Origin of the sequence: Salegentibacter sp. BLCTC, assembly GCF_015143665.1 — a bacterium.
GTDB lineage: Bacteria > Bacteroidota > Bacteroidia > Flavobacteriales > Flavobacteriaceae > Salegentibacter > Salegentibacter maritimus.
This window is the reverse complement of the sequence record NZ_WYEW01000007.1, coordinates 119,706-136,613: the sequence shown is the minus strand read 5'-3', so window position 1 is coordinate 136,613 and position 16,908 is coordinate 119,706. Positions and strand designations below refer to the sequence as shown.

Genomic DNA, 16,908 nt, shown 5'->3' with positions numbered 1-16,908 from the left:
TTTTAATAACCTTCAAAAGGCTGATAATATGAAAAAATCGCTGAATTTTGCAAGTTGAAATGATTTTTGTTTACATGCAGGATGTTTACTTAATAATTCTTGGACTCTTATTTATTCTAGCTATTACAGATTTAGTGGTTGGGGTGAGTAACGATGCTATTAATTTCCTGAATTCTGCTGTGGGCTCCAAAGCGGTTTCCCTTCGCTCTATTTTAATTATTGCAAGTCTTGGTGTAGCGGTAGGTGCGATATTTTCTAGCGGATTGATGGAAGTAGCCAGAAAGGGAATTTTTCTTCCGCAGGAATTCTTTTTTGAGGAAATCATGATCATTTTTATGGCTGTAATGCTTACCGATGTCTTGCTGCTGGATTTCTTTAACTCCCTTGGCTTGCCAACATCTACTACGGTCTCAATTATGTTTGAATTACTGGGAGCGGCTGTTAGTATTGCTCTTCTAAAAATCTTTACTACCAATAAAGACCTCTCCAGTTTAGTAGATTTTATAAATGTAGAAAAGGCGTCTGAAGTTATTGTTGGGATTTTGCTGGCCATTATTATAGCCTTTGTAACCGGTGCATTGGTGCAATATTTTTCACGCCTGGTACTTTCTTTTAAATATGAAAAGAGACTGAAATATACCGGAGCTATTTTTGGTGGAGTTTCCCTGGCCGCCATTTTCTATTTTATCCTAATTAAAGGCCTAAATAGTTTGGCTTTTGTGTCTGATCATTTTGTAGAGGATGTTCATAATAATCGTATAGAGATTATCATTTTTAGTTTAATAGGTTTTACAATCCTTTCAAAAGTCTTAATCAGTTTTTTTAAGGTTAATATTCTTAAAGTTATTGTGGTTGTTGGAACTTTTGCCCTGGCTCTTGCCTTTGCAGGAAACGATCTTGTTAATTTTATAGGTGTGCCCATTGCCGCCTGGCAGTCTTATGAAATATGGAGTGCTTCTGGTGTAGCGGCTTCCGAATTATTAATGAGCGACCTGGCTGGGAGTGTTCCCACTCCTGAAATTATTTTGATTTTTGCAGGAGGCGTTATGGTACTTACCATTTGGTTCTCCGGAAAAGCTAAAGCAGTGGTAGATACCGGTGTAAAATTATCCAGGCAAAATGAGGGTTCAGAACGTTTTGGAGCCAATTATTTATCTCGAACTATAGTAAGGTACTCCATGATGTTTGGAAGTGCGGTATCAGACGTAATTCCTGATAAAATTAGAAAAAAAATAGATGTACAGTTTGAAACCCCTAAAACGAAAACCCCAGGAAGGGAGATTGCCCCACCCGCATTCGATTTGGTTAGGGCTTCTGTAAATTTAGTGGTAGCTAGTGTCTTAATTTCTATGGGAACCAACTTACAGCTTCCGCTCTCTACAACTTATGTAACTTTTATGGTTGCTATGGGTACTTCGTTGGCAGATAGGGCCTGGAATCAGGAGAGTGCTGTCTACAGGGTTGCAGGTGTTCTTAACGTTATTGGTGGTTGGTTTGTAACTGCCCTGGTGGCTTTTCTGGGTGCCGCGCTATTTGCTTTGCTTATCTATTTTGGTGGGCTTGTAGCTATTGCTATCTTGATGTGCATAACTGCTTTTTTTGTTATCAAAAATACCCTTGCACATGCCAGGAAAACAAAGGCCAAGAAGCAGCAAAAAAAGTATAAACGTACAGATATTATTACCATCAATGAAATCACCTCTGAAAGCTCAGTAAATATTTCTCAAGTGATTTCCGGGATTCAAAAAAGATATACCAAAACTGTAGATAACCTGGGGTATCACGATCTGGGCAAGCTTAAGAAAAATAATAAAAAAGTAAGTGAATTAGAGCGGGAGGTAGACGAGCTTAAAGGGAATGTTTATTATTTTATTAAATCATTAGATGAAGACTCGGTAGAAGCCAGCCGTTTTTATATTCATCTATTGAATTATTTACAGGAAATGGTTAACTCTACCCGTTATATTACCCGGAATTCTTTTGAGCACGTAAATAACAATCATAAAAACCTAAAGTTTAATCAGATTCGGGATTTAAAAAAGATAGATAAAAAGCTGGAACAGTTATTTTCAGAAATAAAATATACGTTTAATGAACACGATTTTGAGCGTTTAGACTCTATCCTTGCTGAAAAGCAAGCATTGCTCGATACGATTTCTGAATTGATAGAGAAACAAATTAAACGAATAAGGACTTCAGAAAGCAGCCCTAAAAATACCAAACTGTATTTTGGGCTTTTGCTGGAATCTAAAGACCTTATTTCATCTACGCTTAATTTAATTCAACTGTTTCGTGAATTTTATGTTGAAGCAAAATCTACGCTTTAGCAGTTACCCGTTTACCGCTTCAACATAATCTACTTTTCCGCGAAGCATATCTCTTAGCATGGTTTCAATACCGCTTTTAAGAGTCATTGTGGAGGAAGGGCAGCCGCTACAAGCTCCCTGCAGTATAACTTTTACAGTTTTGTTATCGGGGTTGTAGGAGTCAAAAAGAATATTTCCGCCATCACTTGCTACAGCAGGTTTAATGTATTCATCTAAAATGGCGATCACTTGCTTTGAAGTATCATCAAGATCCTTGATTTCCTGGCTAACCTCCGGATTGGCCGGGTGGGTAGCTGCTTCAGTTTGTTGCGGAGCCGAAGTTTCGGCCTTTAAAACCTCTTTTCCATCCTGCAGATAATTGGTGATGAATTCGCGTAGTTCAAGGGTTATTTCTTCCCATTCGGCTACATCGTATTTGTGTATAGAAACGTAATTAGAATCTATAAAAACCGCTTTTACGAAAGGAAAATGAAAAAGTTGTTGTGCGAGTGGAGCATCTTTAGCTTCATCAATATTCTTAAATTCTACGGTTTTTAAAACCAATTTTTTATTCGCAACAAACTTCATTACTCCTGGGTTTGGAGTGCTTTCTGCATATACAGTAACCGGAACATTTTTGGTTTTGTCGGTTTCTTTTTTAATTACTACACCGTCCTTGTTTAGAAAATCTTCTATTTGTACGGCAACTTCCTCCTGAACATCCTGCCATTCTACAATGTCATATTTTTCTATCGCAATAAAATTTTGCGCAATGTAAACGGTCTTTACAAACGGTAGATAAAATAATTGTTGTGCTAATGGGGATATTGCGGCTTCATCTATATTATGAAATTCATAATTTTCGTGGCGTGTCAAAAACTTATTGGTTTCAAATTTTATAATTCCGGGTTTGTTGGTGCCTTGTATATTTACGGTAAAATTGCTCATATCAAATTTTTTGCGAAAGTACTAAAGAAAACTTAGTTAATCTATATCTTTACCTTTCTTATGGAGATTAAATATTTATTTATCAGGTGTTTTAAAGCTAATCAACTTACAATAGTTTCCCAAAAAAGTTTTTTAATCCTATTTTGCTATTTCCTGTGTTTCTCGGCCAAAGCCCAGGAAGTGATTCCTGTTTATTCAGATTACTTAACCGACAATCTTTTTCTTATTCATCCATCTATGGCGGGTGCTGCCAATAGAAATCAAATAAGGCTTACTGCCAGGCAGCAATGGTTTGACGTAGCTAATGCCCCCAGCTTACAAACACTAGCTATAAATGGTCGGGTTGGGGACAAACTGGGAGTTGGGGGGATTGTGTTTAATGATAAAAATGGAAATTTTTCTAAAATTGGAGCTTATGCCGCAGTAGCTTATCATTTACTCTTCTCCAGAAGTGAATTAGATCTAAACCAGTTGTCTTTTGGCTTAAGTGCTGGGATTATTCAGCATAGGTTAGATCAAAGTAGTTTTAATATATTCGATCCTATTGTAAGCAGTAATAAGCTTTCTGATGTTTTTGGGAATATGGATCTTGGAATGTCTTATTATTACAGAAATTTCTATGCTCATGTGGCCGCTAAGAATATGATTTCAGTTAGAAGGGAGCTTTTTTATTCTGATGCAGTACCCAGCAATCAGCGAAAATATCTATTTTCTACAGGTTATGTATTTGAAAACACTACCGATTGGAGCTACGAACCCTCTATTTTATACCAATTGCGCGAAGCAACTAATGAAATGAATATTGATTTAAATATGAAAGTTTATCGCAATGTAAATATTGGGCAGGTTTGGGGCGGTCTTTCTTATAGAAATAGTTTTGAAGGTGCAGAATATACGGCTACGGGTAATAAAATGAAAAATCAGCAGTTGCGGTATATTACTCCTTTTGTAGGTTTGGATTATAAGAATTTTATGTTTGGTTATACTTTTACATACCAATTTAACTCTGTGGTTTTAAGCAATAACGGCTTTCATCAAATTAGCATTGGATATGATTTTGGGAAGAGTAGGGGACGGTGGAATTGTAAATGCCCGGCGGTTAATTAAAAATCCAGATAGGAAACTTTATAAGCATATTTTAAGGCCTCAGTTAATTGTTCCAATACTTTGGGATTGGTGTTGCTAAAAAACTCCGGAACTGGCTTTTCTACTGTTTGCTCATTCGCTAATAAGTTATTTGAACTTAGAATAGATTTGGTTTGTCTTGCAACGGCCTCGCCAGAATCTATAACAATTACATCTTCTGGGAGTAATTCCTTTAGTAAGGGGATAAGGTAGGGGTAATGGCTGCAGCCCAATACCAGGTAATCTATTTTATTTACAAAAAAAGGTTCCAGTAGTTTAAGTAAAAGGCTCCTCATCTGGGGAGAATCTAGTTCCCCTGCTTCAATGAGTTCTACAAGGCCGCGACCTTCTACTTCTACTATGTTAATATTCTTTGCGTAAAAATCTGAAGTCTGTGAGAATAGTGTACTTGTTAAAGTCCCCCTGGTGGCTAGTATGCCTATGGTTTTTGATTTTGATTTTAATGCCGCCGGCTTAATTGCCGGTTCAATACCAATAAAGGGAATGGAGTACTCATTTCTTAATTCCTTTATGGCGTTTGTAGTGGCAGTATTACAGGCAACAATAATAATTTTGGCGCCCATATCCAGTAATTTCTCCGTGTTTTTCCGGCTAAGATCTTTAATTTCTTCAATGGGTTTTTCTCCGTAGGGTGCGTTTTTACTATCAGCCAGGTAGATGGTTTTTTCAAAAGGGAGTAATTCGTGAACTTCCCGCCAAATGGAAGTTCCTCCAACGCCTGAATCAAATATTCCTATAGGTTGTGTAGTACTCATTACTACAAAAATAAAAACTGCGCCTAAAAGGGGCGCAGTTTTTAATCTTTATTTATATGTTGAATGAAAATTACATTCCCAATTCAGCTTTTACATCGGCCATAAGGTCTTTACCATCGGCAAGGATTACTCCGGTTCCTGTGGTAGAATCCAATACATAATCAAAACCTTGTTCTCTGGCTACTTTTTGGATAGCTTCACGAGCTTTTTCAATTACCGGTCTAATTAGATCGTTTTCTTTCTTTTGAAGTTCCTGTCTGGCTCTTTGGCTATGTTCCTGTATTCTTCTTTCGGTAGCCTGCAATTCACTGGCTCTCTTAGCGTTTTCTTCTTCTGTTACTGTTTCGGCTTCAGATTGGTAACGCTGCATAGTATTTTGAGCTTCGGTAAGCATATCTTTAATCTCTGCATCATAAGTTTTCTCTAACTTTTGAAGCTGTGACATTGCATCTTTATAAGCAGGCATAGTTTCTACTAACTCCTGGGTTGCGATATGGGCAACTTTGGTTTGTGCACTTGTAAATGCAGTAGCTCCTATGGTTAATGCAAGGGCTATAAAAAGTGTTTTGAATTGTTTCATTTTAATTGCTATTAATTGTTTAAGTATTAAGGTTAAAAATTATTTAGTTTATTGTATCTTTTTTGGTTCGTGCCGCTTGAATTGAATCTCTTTTTTCTTGTCTTTCTCTTAAAATTCTTTCTCTGCGTTCCTCAAATTTTTTCTGTCTAGCTTCTTTAATAGAGTCCTGTTTTCTTCTTCTTTCTTCTATTAAAGCTTCGCGTTCGTTCTTTCTGTTTTGGATAGCTTGTTCTCGTGCACTTAATTCTTCATCTTCTTCTGCTGTGCGAGCTTCAGCTCTTTCTAGTTCCAGTTCTTCTTGTTTTGTTTCAATTTGCCTTCTGTTAGCAGCTCTATTTATGCTCCTTAGCACCTGGTCACTTAAATCAAAACGGTTTTTTGCAAAAAGCATACCCGATTCAGCATTTCTGTCAAATATAAAGTCAAAATTCCTGGTCTCGGCTATTTCCTGAACTGCAGCGAAAACCTGATCTTGAATAGGCTTTATCAATTGCCTTTTTTGGATCATATAATCACCTTTTGGGCCAAAACGTTTTTGTTCATATTCTGTAGCTTGTTCTTGCTGATAAGCGATTTCTTCTTCCCGCTCTTCAATTAATTCGGGAGTGAGTAGCGCTCTTTCGTTTTCAAGACTACTTTTCATTTCGGCAATTTCGTTGCGTTTTTGCTCAATTTCAATTTGCCAATCTTCAACTCTTTGATCTAGTTGAGTTGAAGCTTGCTGATATTCGGGAACATTTTCAAGAATATACTCCATATCTACATAGCCTATATTCATTGGTTTTTGGGCATAAGTCCCAAACCCAAGTGAAATAAAAACTATCAATAAAAATGTTCTTCTAAGCATACTTAAAACGAATATAGAAAATATCGTGCCAAATTAAAATTGCTGTCCAATTATGAAATGTGTTTCCCATCCATTGGCTCCGGGTTGTCCCCCAATAGAATCAAAACCATATCCAAAATCTATACCTAGTAAGCCAAAGGCAGGCATAAAAATTCTCAACCCTGCGCCGGCAGATCTATTTAATTGAAAAGGATTAAAGTCCCTAAAATTATCGTAGGAAGCACCTGCTTCTAAGAATGTAAGGGCGTAAATAGATGCCGAAGGTTTTAGGGTGATTGGGTATCTTAATTCTAAAGAGTATTTGTTATAGATAGTGGCACCATCATCGTTAACCCCAGCCGGGCGGTCTAAAGGTACTACAGATTGATTAGGGTAACCTCTTAATTGAATGGTTTCTCTACCATCTAAACTAAAAGCGCCAAGGCCATCACCCCCAAGAAAGAATCTCTCGAAAGGAGGTACACCGCGATCGTTGTTATATGCTCCAAGGAAACCGTATTCAGCGTTGGTTCTCAATACAAGTTTATCGTAGATTTGAGTATACCACTCTCCACTAAACTTAACCTTGTAAAATTCCAACCAGTTAAATTTCTTCTGATCTATTTTTCGTTGGTCACCAACTGCGTTTTCAGGAGTAACCCTGTCACCTTGTTGGTTTATTAGATTTCCGTTTTCATCTTCTAATTGGTATTCCCTTTTTTCGGCTAAATTGGCATAGTCTACACCATTCCAAAGCGAGTATGGAGGAGTGAATTTAGCTGTAAGCTTAAATTTAGAACCTCCCATTGGGAAAATTGGGTTTACATAAGTATTATCTCTAGTTAGGCCAAATGTGTAGGTGAAGTTATTAGAGTGCCCGTCACCAAATGTAAATAGGCCGGTGTTATAATTGTTTAAATTATAACGCTGAAAACCTAGTGAGTGTGATACAGTAATATAAGGATCTGGCACTGTTAAACGTTTCGCAAGGCCAATATTTACACCAAGTATATCAAAACTTCTACTCCTGTCTGCCTCTCTGTTTATGTAGTCAAATAAGAACTGTCTTGTATAAGAGAAAGACGTTTGAAGGCTTACCGGTTTTTTACCGCCAAGCCACGGCTCCATAAAGGATAAGCTGTAGGTTTGATAAAAAGTACTTGCCTGTGCCCTAAGTGAAAGTGTTTGCCCATCTCCCATAGGTACAGGTTTATAGGCTTCTTTATCAAAAATTCCAGATAAAGAGAAGTTGTTGAAAGAAAGCCCTAAAGTACCAATAAAGCCACCGCCACCATAACCACCTTGTAGTTCTATTTGGCTGGCACCGGCTTCTACTACAGAATATTCAAGATCTAAAGTACCAGATTGTGGATCGGGGTCTACAAATTTTGGTTCTAATTGTTCTGCGTCAAAGAAACCTAGTTGCCCAAGTTCCCTTACAGTATTTACTACATCTTCCTGACTATATTTTTGCCCGGGCTTGGTTCTTAATTCACGGTAAATTACGTGATCTTTGGTTTTGTCGTTACCAGTTACTTTAATATTGTTGAAATAAGCCTCTTTTCCTTCAACAATTCTAATTTCAAAGTCTATGGTGTCGTTATAAACATTGGTTTCAACAAGGTTTATATTAGAGAATAAATAACCATTATTTTTATATAGGTTAGAAAGATCTTCCCCATCTGGTTTGGTTTCATCGGCAATTCTTTTGTCTAGAAGTACCCCGTTGTAAACATCTCCTTTTTTTATACCCAAAACACTAGCTAACTGGACATCTGAATAAACCGAATTTCCTAGAAAATCGATGTTTCCAATATAATATTGATCCCCCTCTTCAATTTTAAGATTTAAAGCAATGGTTTCGTCATCTATTTCAACCAAAGAGTCTTTTACGATTCGGGCATCACGGTAACCACTTTCTTTGTATTTATCTATAAGGCTTTCTTTATCTTCCTGATAGTCTGCCCTTACAAATTTAGATCTTTTCCAGAAGCGAATAATATTCTTCTGTTTTGTGTTTTTCATAGACCTTCTAAGCTTTGCGTCAGAAAACTTTTCATTTCCGCTAAAGCTAATTTCAGAAATCTTTATACGATCTCCCTGGTCTATATCTATTAGCATATTAACCAGGTTCACGTTGGCCGTAGTATCGTTTACCTCACTAGTGCTAATTTTGGCTTTAGCGTTAAAATATCCTTCTTTTCGATACTTGCTTTCAATATAGTTTTTAGTGGTAGTAATAAGGTTTTCTGAAACTTTAGTGCCCGCTCTTAGCTTATTCTCCTTAATTATTTCTTCCTGTTCCCTTTTCTTAAGTCCGGTAACCTTTACTTTATTAAGCTTAGGAACTTCCTGGATTTCAATTTCCAAATCGGCTACATTGCCATCGCTTACGTTGGTGATATAGAAATTGATATCGCTAAATTGATCAATATCCCATAATTTATTGATAACGCTACTTATTTTATCACCGGGAATATAGATTTCTTCACCTTTTTTTAAGCCGGTATAAGCAATTACAGTTTGCTCGTTAAAACTAACGGTACCGGTAACTTTTATATCTCCAATTACATACTTCTTCCCATCTGCTAGTGGTAAGCCCTGGGCTTGGGAAGAAATACTAAAAATTAAACTAAAGGCTACGGCCAGAAGGCTTACTATTTTTTTCGTCATGGATGCGCTAACTAAGTTGCTCACTGGTTTTTCCAAATCGTCGTTCTCTATTTTGATAATTGTAAATGGCCTCAAAAAGATTTTCTTTCCTAAAATCTGGCCATAATATTTTTGTAAAATATAATTCGGCATAAGCAATTTGCCATAAAAGGAAATTGCTTATACGTTGTTCTCCGCTGGTTCTGATCAATAAATCTACCTCTGGAAAATTTCGGGTGTAAAGATGCTGATTTATAACCGATTCATCAATAGCATCGGCAGTTATTTCATTATTTTTAACTTTCAGGCTAATTTCTCTTATAGCAGAGCTTAATTCTTCACGAGAACCATAACTAAGCGCAAGGTTAAGGACCATGCGATTATTGGCTTTGGTTTTCTCTATCACCTCATGAAGTTCTTTGTATACCTTTTTAGGCAATGTTTTTAAGTTACCTATGGCATTTAACCTGATATTATTCTTTTGAAGTGTTTTAATTTCCTTTTTTAATGAGGAAACTAAAAGGCGCATTAGGGTATCTACTTCTAATTTTGGTCGATTCCAGTTTTCTGTTGAAAAAGCATACAGACTTAAATACTCAATCCCAATTTCGGCAGAAGCTTCTACCACGTCACGTACAGCTGTGGTGCCTTCTTCGTGCCCTGCTGCTCTTAGAAAGCCTTTTTGCCTTGCCCACCTACCATTGCCATCCATAATAATAGCAATGTGTTTCGGTAATTTTTTAAGGTCTATATTCTCTTTGTAATTCATATTAAAATCGGCTATAGCAAGGTTTCCTTCCCCACGAAAAGGTGAAGTTTACACCGGTAAATACATACCAGTCGTTGGTGTTTCTATTTCCAAATTCTTTTTCAGGCATTCTATTCCCAAAAATTTCTTCGGGCCAGCTTCCATCCAGGTTGTCGGTAAAGGTGTAACGCACTCCTATTTCCAAAGCGCCTACTATGCCTTGTGTAATACTTTCTTTGTAACCAAAAATTACAGGAATTGAGAAATCCCAGTTGGCACCTTGATTTTCGAGTTCGCCATTAGGGAAATTCGCATTTAATAATAAATGGTCAGCTCTAAAATAAGTGATACCGGTATAAAGATAAGGCGAGCTTTGTGGGTGGCCTTCGTGAAGGTCGAAACTCCAGAAATTATATTCTAAGCCTAGAGAGGCTTCAGCGATTGTATTGGTAAAGGAATATCCTCTTTTTGCTCTTCTGGGGTCATTAGAATTAGCATCATCGGCACTTATTTCAGCATATAGAAGGGAAAATCTAAACGCATGGCGTGCGCTACGATTCCATTTAATAAGTGCACCGCCAACCAGATTGTTGGGAAGTACAAAATTGGTTCGGCCTACATCGCCAATATAATTAGCGCCACCAATATATGGTCCCGCTTCAAATGTTTGCGATTGCGTTTTTGGAGTAAAAATAAGCAAGATTACTACAACTAATAGGTACCTCATAGGTTTTCAAAAGTTTGCAAATATAACAATAATGTTTGCTCTACAATAATTTGAGCAAATTTGTATATGTTCTTAAACAGTTTTTAAAATCATTTATTGCTTAATTACGCTTATCTTCTCCCCACATAAGCTTTTTTCGCAGGGTTTGGAGAAAACTATCGCCTTTAAGTTCAACAAGGTTTATGGTGTAGGGTGCTTTTTCTATAATAATTTCAGTATCATTTTCCAGAGTGGCAATTCTGGAATCCATAGAGACTAAATGAGATTCTTCGCGGCCAGTTACCCTAAGGGTTATTTTGGTATCGTCTTTTACAACCAGGGGTCGCGCATTTAAATTGTGTGGTGCAATTGGGGTGATAATTATAGAACCTGCATCTGGCGTAATTACAGGCCCTCCGCAACTAAGTGAGTAGCCAGTAGAGCCAGTTGGGGTAGATACAATTAACCCATCTGCCCAGTAAGAGTTTAAATACTGGTCGTTTAACCAGGTATCTACTGTAATCATAGATGTGGTGTTCTTTCGGCTTACGGCTATTTCATTTAAAGAGATATTCTTAAAAACAGGATCATTGTTGGGAGGATTTGTGCTTATATTTAATACCGTACGTGAGGAAATACTAAAATTCTTTTGCAGTATGGTCTCTAAGCTACTTTTAATTTCCTCTTTTTGCATGGTAGCCAAAAAGCCTAATCTTCCCGTATTGATGCCTACAATAGGAATATCTAAGTTTCTAATGTAGTTGATAGATTTTAAAATAGTGCCGTCTCCACCAATGCAAAAGAATAGGTCGAAGCTGTTATTTAGTTCTTCGAATGTACTAAAATGCGAATAGTCTTCAGTAATTGTTTTGTTTAAATGAATAAGTTCCAGGAAATTCTTTTCAATAATTACATTGATGTTTTTGCGCTTTAGTAATTCCAGAAGCTCTCCAATATAAGTTCCGGCATTAGTATGGTAAAACTGACCGTAGATACCTACTTTCATATATTCAGGTATTTATCCAGATATTTAGAGCGGTCTCTAAGATTTTTGTTGAAATTATCTTCCCTGTGCTCTGAAATTATTTTATAACCATACCTACGGAAAGACTGGATGATTTCATTTATTCCCGACGGACTTAATTTGATGGTGATTTGAACCACATCATTTTCAATTTTTGAAATAAAAGACCCCAAAATATTGGCGCTGTTCGATTCTATTATTTGAGCAATTTCACTAAAAGAATAATCCTTGCTCCCTTTTTGAATTACAATAATATTTCCGGCTTCGCTTAAAAATGGTGTTTCGTTAAATAATGCGATAATCTCGTTAAGCTCTACATAACCTAAATAGTGATTTTCTTCGTCCAAAACGGGTAAAATATTCGTGTTATTTTGCGCAAAACGTTCTAAAATATCCAACCAAAAATCGGTGTTTCTAACAAAAAAGCCTTCTAAGGCATACTGGTAATCTTCTAAAGATTTTTCTGCTTCAAAACAGCGAATATCATTTTCTGAGATACAACCCATATAAATACCGTGGTTTTCTACCGGCAAATGCGAATAGGTTAGCTGGTTGAACAAGTCTTGAACTTCCCCAATCTTATCAGAAAAATGCCTTATGGAGACATCGTTTATTATAAAATTATCCATCTTCATGATGTCGTTTCCTTTATGATGCAAATTAATTAAAATAAAATTCATTAGAGCATTCCCAAGTTTGTATTTTTGTTAAACAAAAGCTTATAAAATGACGAAATTAAGTGTAAACATCAACAAAATAGCGACTTTAAGGAATGCCCGTGGAGGAAATATTCCCAATGTGGTTGAAGCTGCTAAAAATATAGAATCTTATGGAGCACAAGGTATTACGGTGCATCCAAGGCCAGATGAAAGGCATATTACTTATAAAGACGTTAGAGATCTTTCGCCGCTTGTAAAAACTGAATTTAATATTGAAGGAAACCCGGTGGCTAAATTTATTAACCTGGTAATGCAGGCAAAACCGGCGCAGGTAACTTTAGTTCCAGATGCTGAAGATGCAATTACTTCAAATGCGGGTTGGGATACCCTAAAAAACAAAGGGTTTCTTCAGGAAGTGATTCAGGAATTCAAGAATAATGGGATTAGAACTTCCATTTTTGTAGATCCCGACGAGAAAATGATTGAAGGAGCTGTGGAAACAGGTACAGACCGCATTGAATTGTATACCGAAGATTTTGCGGTTAAATTTGCGAAAGGGGATAAAACTGCCGTAGCACCTTATAAAAACTGTGCTGAATTAGCGCATAAATTAGGTTTGGGAATAAACGCTGGCCACGACCTGTCTTTAGAAAATATAAAATTCTTTAATGATAATGTGCCGCACCTGGATGAAGTTTCAATTGGGCACGCATTAATTGCTGAAGCACTTTATATGGGGCTTGAAACTACAGTGAAGAAGTATCTGGAGCTGCTTAAATAATTTGTTTTAGAAATAGACATAAACATGAAATTAAACTCTATAATAATAGGAGAGGGGCAACCGCTCTTAATTCTTCACGGATTCTTGGGCATGAGTGATAACTGGAAAACCATTGGCAATAAACTTGCTGAGAAAAAGAAAATCCAGGTTCATCTTATAGATCAACGTAACCATGGTAAAAGCCCGCATACAGATGCTCATAGTTATGAGTTGATGGCCGAAGATGTATCGATGTATTGCGAACAACATGCCCTGTCTAATGTTATACTTTTAGGACATTCTATGGGAGGTAAAACAGCAATGCTTGCTGCAGCAAATTATCCTGAGCTAGTGAAAAAGCTCGTAGTGGTAGATATTGCCCCAAAATACTACGAGCCGCATCATCAGCAAATATTGGCTGGTTTAACAGCTTTGGAAGAGGCTAATTTGCAATCCAGGCAGGAAGCCGATAAAAAACTTTCAGAATATATTTCAGAAAAACCGGTACGACTTTTCCTGCTAAAAAATTTAAAGCGTAAATCTGAGGGTTCCTATTGCCTTAAAGTTAATTTAGAGACCCTAAAAAACAATATTGAAGAGATTGGCAGGGCGTTTCCGCAGGATAAAGCTTTTAAGAATCCCAGCCTTTTTATAAAAGGTGGGGAATCAAATTATATTAAAGAAGAAGACGAAGAAAAAATAAAGAGTCAATTTCCGGCAGCAGAAATTAAAGAGATTAAAGGGGCAGGTCATTGGGTTCACGCTGAGAAAATGAACGACTTCTATAAGGTTTTGGTAGACTTTCTTTAAAATCTTTCTGAATTTATTATGTGTGCATAATAAATATCGCAATTTTCTTTAGTAATATGTAATTTATGCTAAATTTGAGGCTAGAAATTATTAGAATTTTATAAAATCCAAATCAATTATGAAAAAATTACTTTTCCTGGGTCTTTTTGGCCTAATGGCGGCGGTAACTTATGCCGGTGGGTATAGGGTAAGCCTTCAGGGGCAAAGATCGCTTGCTATGGGGCACACAGGAGTTGCAGTGGTTAACAACGCTGAACTTGCTTTTTTTAACCCTGCAGGGCTTGTGTATCTTGAAAATAAGATAAATGTAGCTGCAGGTGTCAGTGCAGTATTTTCTAATGTAAAATACCAAAACTCAGAATTTGGGCTCAGTTCTGAAACCGATAGCCCTGTGGGTACCCCTTTTTATGTATATGGTTCTTATCGAGTAAACGATTGGCTAAGCTTAGGTTTGGCGGCTTATACTCCTTACGGAAGTAGTGTAGAATGGCCAACAGATTGGGCAGGATCCCACTTGGTTAATAATATAGATCTTCAGGCTATATATATACAGGCTTTAGCTTCGGTGAAAATTTCAGATAAAATAAGTGTGGGGGGTGGACCAATTTATGTAAATGGATCGGTGAATTTTAACCGAAACCTGGATCGTACTTTGACCGATATTGACGGAAATCGCTCTAACGTAACTGTAGATGCCAGTGGTGTAAGTGCTTTTGGATGGTCTGCCAGTGCTATGTACAATGCGACTGAAGACTTGCGTTTTGGTGTTAATTACCGAAGTGAAACTATTGTTGAAGCCGAAGGTGGAGATGCGGCTTTTAAAAATATCCCAAATTCGCCATTAACACCGTTTCAGGATACTAATTTTGATGCCTCCCTGCCAATGCCGGCTGAGCTGTCTGTAGGGGTTTCATATAAGCTTTTAGATAAATGGCTTCTTGCTTTCGACTATAATATGACTTACTGGGACGCCTATAAATCATTAGATCTTGATTTTGCAAATCCACAAATTCCTGATTCTAAAAACCCACGTAATTACAAGAACTCATCTACCTATAGATTTGGTATGCAGTATTTGGCAAATGAAACTATTACTTTAAGAGTGGGTTACTACTTTGATGAGTCTCCGGTACAGTCTGGTTATTTTGCTCCAGAAACGCCAAGAAATGATGCTCACGGATTCACTGGTGGTCTTTCTGTAAATGTAAGTGACAAATTCTCTATAGATGCGGCTTTCCTTTACAACAGGTATGAAGAAGTCAACGAATCTTACGCTCCAGATACTAATGATTTTCCAGGCTATGAGGGAGCTCCTTTTGAAGGAACGTATAAGACTTCAGCATTTATTCCTGGACTTGGTGTAACCTACAAATTATAAAATTAGAAGATGAAACATTATTTTAAATATATAGCAATATTGGCGCTGGGAATTGTTTCCTGCGAGCCAGAATTTGACAATCCGGTAGATGAAAAAGATGCGTATACTAATGGAGAAGCCGATTTTTCAAGATATGTTGCATTAGGGAATTCACTTACGGCCGGTTACGCAGACAATGCCCTTTATATTACCGGGCAGGAAAACGCTTATCCGAACATTCTCTCACAACAATTCGAAAAAACTCAGGATGTTGAGGATTTTACCATTCCTTTTATGAATGATAATGCCGGCGGACTTTTATTAGGAGGAAACCAAATTCCAGGTTTCAACAACAGATTAGTTTTATCTTTAGTAGATGGCGATACACTCCCTCGTGTTTATACAGGAATGCAACCTACTACCGAGGTAGGTAATGTGTTGCAGGGTCCATTTAGTAATATGGGAGTGCCGGGAGCTAAATCTTATCATCTTGGATTTTCAGGCTATGGTAATGTTCAAAATTTAGCGACACAATCTGCTAACCCATATTTTGTGCGTTTTGCTTCTTCTCCCGAAGCTACAGTGTTAGAAGATGCACTTGCTCAAAACCCAACTTTTTTCTCTTTATGGATAGGGAATAATGATGTGTTAGGCTATGCGACTTCGGGTGGAACCGGGGAGACTCAAACCGGGATGAATCCTGCTGAGTATGGGCCGGACGATATTACAAATCCAATAGTATTTAATACTATTTATCAGCAAATGGTTCAGGCTTTGTCGGCTTCTTCCAGTGGAGGTGTTTTAATTAATATCCCAGATGTAACTTCAGTGCCATTTTTTAATACGGTTCCATTTAACCCGTTAGACCCTGAAGATCCTGATCAAGCAGATTATGCTGCACAAATAGATTTGCTTAATTCTACTTTTGCTCCACTAAATCAGGCTTTTACTTTTCTTTCAGCAGAAGATAGGAGTGTTGAATTTTCAGAAACTGCAAAAAGTGCGGTTTTAGTACACGACGAGAGTCTTCCAGATTTATCAGCAGAATTGACTCAGGTTTTAATGGGAGGTGGTTTAGATCAGGCAACTGCCACTCTTTATGGTATGCAATTCGGTCAAATGAGACCGGCTAATACCTCAGATAGAATTTTGCTTACTGCTTCAAGTAGAATAGGGGGGGTAAATGAAGAAAGAATGCAGGAGCTGATGGAGGCTGGTTTAGATCAAGGGACCGCAGGAAGGTTGTCAATAAATGGCATAACTTATCCGTTGCAAGATGAATTTGTCTTGATTCCAGAAGAGCAGACTATAATTGAAAATACAGTAGATTCGTATAATGTAATAATTTCGCAAGTTGCAAAAGCTAATGGATTAGGTTATGTAGATGCCCAAAGCTTGCTTAATCAATTGGCAGAAGGAGGGATTTCTTTTGACGGTGGAACCATAACTTCTGATTTTGTAACAGGAGGTGCTTTTTCTCTTGATGGGATTCATTTAACTCCTCGTGGTAATGCTGTTATGGCGAATGAAATTATTAACGTTATTAATGATTTGTATAATGCTGATGTCCCTAAAGTAAATCCAGGTTCTTATGCTACCGTTACAGCAAGTAACGAAGTGCAATAAAATTA

15 protein-coding genes are annotated in these 16,908 nt (G+C 37.2%); 6 read left to right on the top strand and 9 right to left on the bottom strand.

Annotated elements, in window-relative coordinates; genetic code table 11:
* The first annotated feature begins 74 nt into the window (after nt 1–74).
* Complete coding sequence (locus GUB10_RS10255; protein ID WP_193711507.1) at nt 75–2,327, top strand: inorganic phosphate transporter; 2,253 nt, start codon at nt 75–77, stop codon at nt 2,325–2,327.
* 3 nt (nt 2,328–2,330) lie between these two features.
* On the opposite strand, the gene GUB10_RS10250 is transcribed toward GUB10_RS10255, so the two are convergent.
* Nucleotides 2,331–3,254 (bottom strand): NifU family protein, encoded by a 924-nt coding sequence (locus GUB10_RS10250; RefSeq protein ID WP_193711359.1) that lies wholly within the window; start codon nt 3,252–3,254, stop codon nt 2,331–2,333.
* Nucleotides 3,255–3,314: 60 nt separating this feature from the next.
* On the opposite strand from GUB10_RS10250, the gene GUB10_RS10245 reads away from it, so the two are divergent.
* Nucleotides 3,315–4,361, top strand: a complete 1,047-nt coding sequence (locus GUB10_RS10245) for a type IX secretion system membrane protein PorP/SprF (protein ID WP_193711358.1) — start codon at nt 3,315–3,317, stop codon at nt 4,359–4,361.
* Here GUB10_RS10245 and murI read toward each other — a convergent pair.
* The 8 genes from murI to GUB10_RS10205 form a co-directional block, all read right to left on the bottom strand.
* On the bottom strand, nt 4,358–5,155 hold the full coding sequence (murI, locus tag GUB10_RS10240; protein ID WP_193711357.1) for a glutamate racemase: 798 nt from the start codon (nt 5,153–5,155) through the stop codon (nt 4,358–4,360). The genes GUB10_RS10245 and murI overlap by 4 nt on opposite strands.
* Before the next feature lie 70 nt (nt 5,156–5,225).
* Nucleotides 5,226–5,735 carry an OmpH family outer membrane protein gene (locus GUB10_RS10235; RefSeq protein WP_193711356.1) on the bottom strand — a complete coding sequence of 170 codons (510 nt, stop codon included), beginning with the start codon at nt 5,733–5,735 and terminating at the stop codon, nt 5,226–5,228.
* Nucleotides 5,736–5,778: 43 nt separating this feature from the next.
* The gene (locus GUB10_RS10230) at nt 5,779–6,582 is read right to left on the bottom strand and encodes an OmpH family outer membrane protein (protein WP_193711355.1); all 804 of its coding nucleotides are present in this window, start codon (nt 6,580–6,582) and stop codon (nt 5,779–5,781) included.
* Between the two features lie 33 nt (nt 6,583–6,615).
* Nucleotides 6,616–9,234 (bottom strand): outer membrane protein assembly factor BamA, encoded by a 2,619-nt coding sequence (gene bamA / locus GUB10_RS10225; RefSeq protein WP_193711354.1) that lies wholly within the window; start codon nt 9,232–9,234, stop codon nt 6,616–6,618.
* 7 nt (nt 9,235–9,241) lie between these two features.
* Nucleotides 9,242–9,982, bottom strand: a complete 741-nt coding sequence (locus GUB10_RS10220; protein ID WP_193711353.1) for an isoprenyl transferase — start codon at nt 9,980–9,982, stop codon at nt 9,242–9,244.
* 1 nt (nt 9,983) lies between these two features.
* A complete protein-coding gene (locus GUB10_RS10215; RefSeq protein ID WP_193711352.1) occupies nt 9,984–10,688 on the bottom strand; it encodes a DUF6089 family protein in 705 nt (234 codons plus the stop codon).
* 100 nt (nt 10,689–10,788) lie between these two features.
* The gene (locus tag GUB10_RS10210) at nt 10,789–11,673 is read right to left on the bottom strand and encodes an NAD kinase (protein ID WP_193711351.1); all 885 of its coding nucleotides are present in this window, start codon (nt 11,671–11,673) and stop codon (nt 10,789–10,791) included.
* Nucleotides 11,670–12,326: a CBS domain-containing protein gene (locus tag GUB10_RS10205; protein ID WP_193711506.1), complete on the bottom strand. Its 657-nt coding sequence runs from the start codon at nt 12,324–12,326 to the stop codon at nt 11,670–11,672. The genes GUB10_RS10210 and GUB10_RS10205 overlap by 4 nt, the downstream gene beginning before the upstream one ends.
* Before the next feature lie 91 nt (nt 12,327–12,417).
* Between GUB10_RS10205 and GUB10_RS10200 the strand changes: the two genes are divergently transcribed.
* From GUB10_RS10200 to GUB10_RS10185, 4 genes are all read left to right on the top strand, one after another.
* Entirely contained in the window at nt 12,418–13,131 is a 714-nt protein-coding gene (locus tag GUB10_RS10200; RefSeq protein ID WP_193711350.1) for a pyridoxine 5'-phosphate synthase, read from the top strand.
* A gap of 24 nt (nt 13,132–13,155) precedes the next feature.
* Nucleotides 13,156–13,920, top strand: coding sequence for an alpha/beta fold hydrolase (locus tag GUB10_RS10195; RefSeq protein WP_193711349.1), 765 nt, complete (start codon nt 13,156–13,158; stop codon nt 13,918–13,920).
* Nucleotides 13,921–14,038: 118 nt separating this feature from the next.
* On the top strand, nt 14,039–15,298 hold the full coding sequence (locus tag GUB10_RS10190) for an OmpP1/FadL family transporter (protein ID WP_193711348.1): 1,260 nt from the start codon (nt 14,039–14,041) through the stop codon (nt 15,296–15,298).
* 9 nt (nt 15,299–15,307) lie between these two features.
* Nucleotides 15,308–16,903, top strand: coding sequence for a G-D-S-L family lipolytic protein (locus GUB10_RS10185; RefSeq protein WP_193711347.1), 1,596 nt, complete (start codon nt 15,308–15,310; stop codon nt 16,901–16,903).
* Nucleotides 16,904–16,908 lie beyond the last annotated feature (5 nt).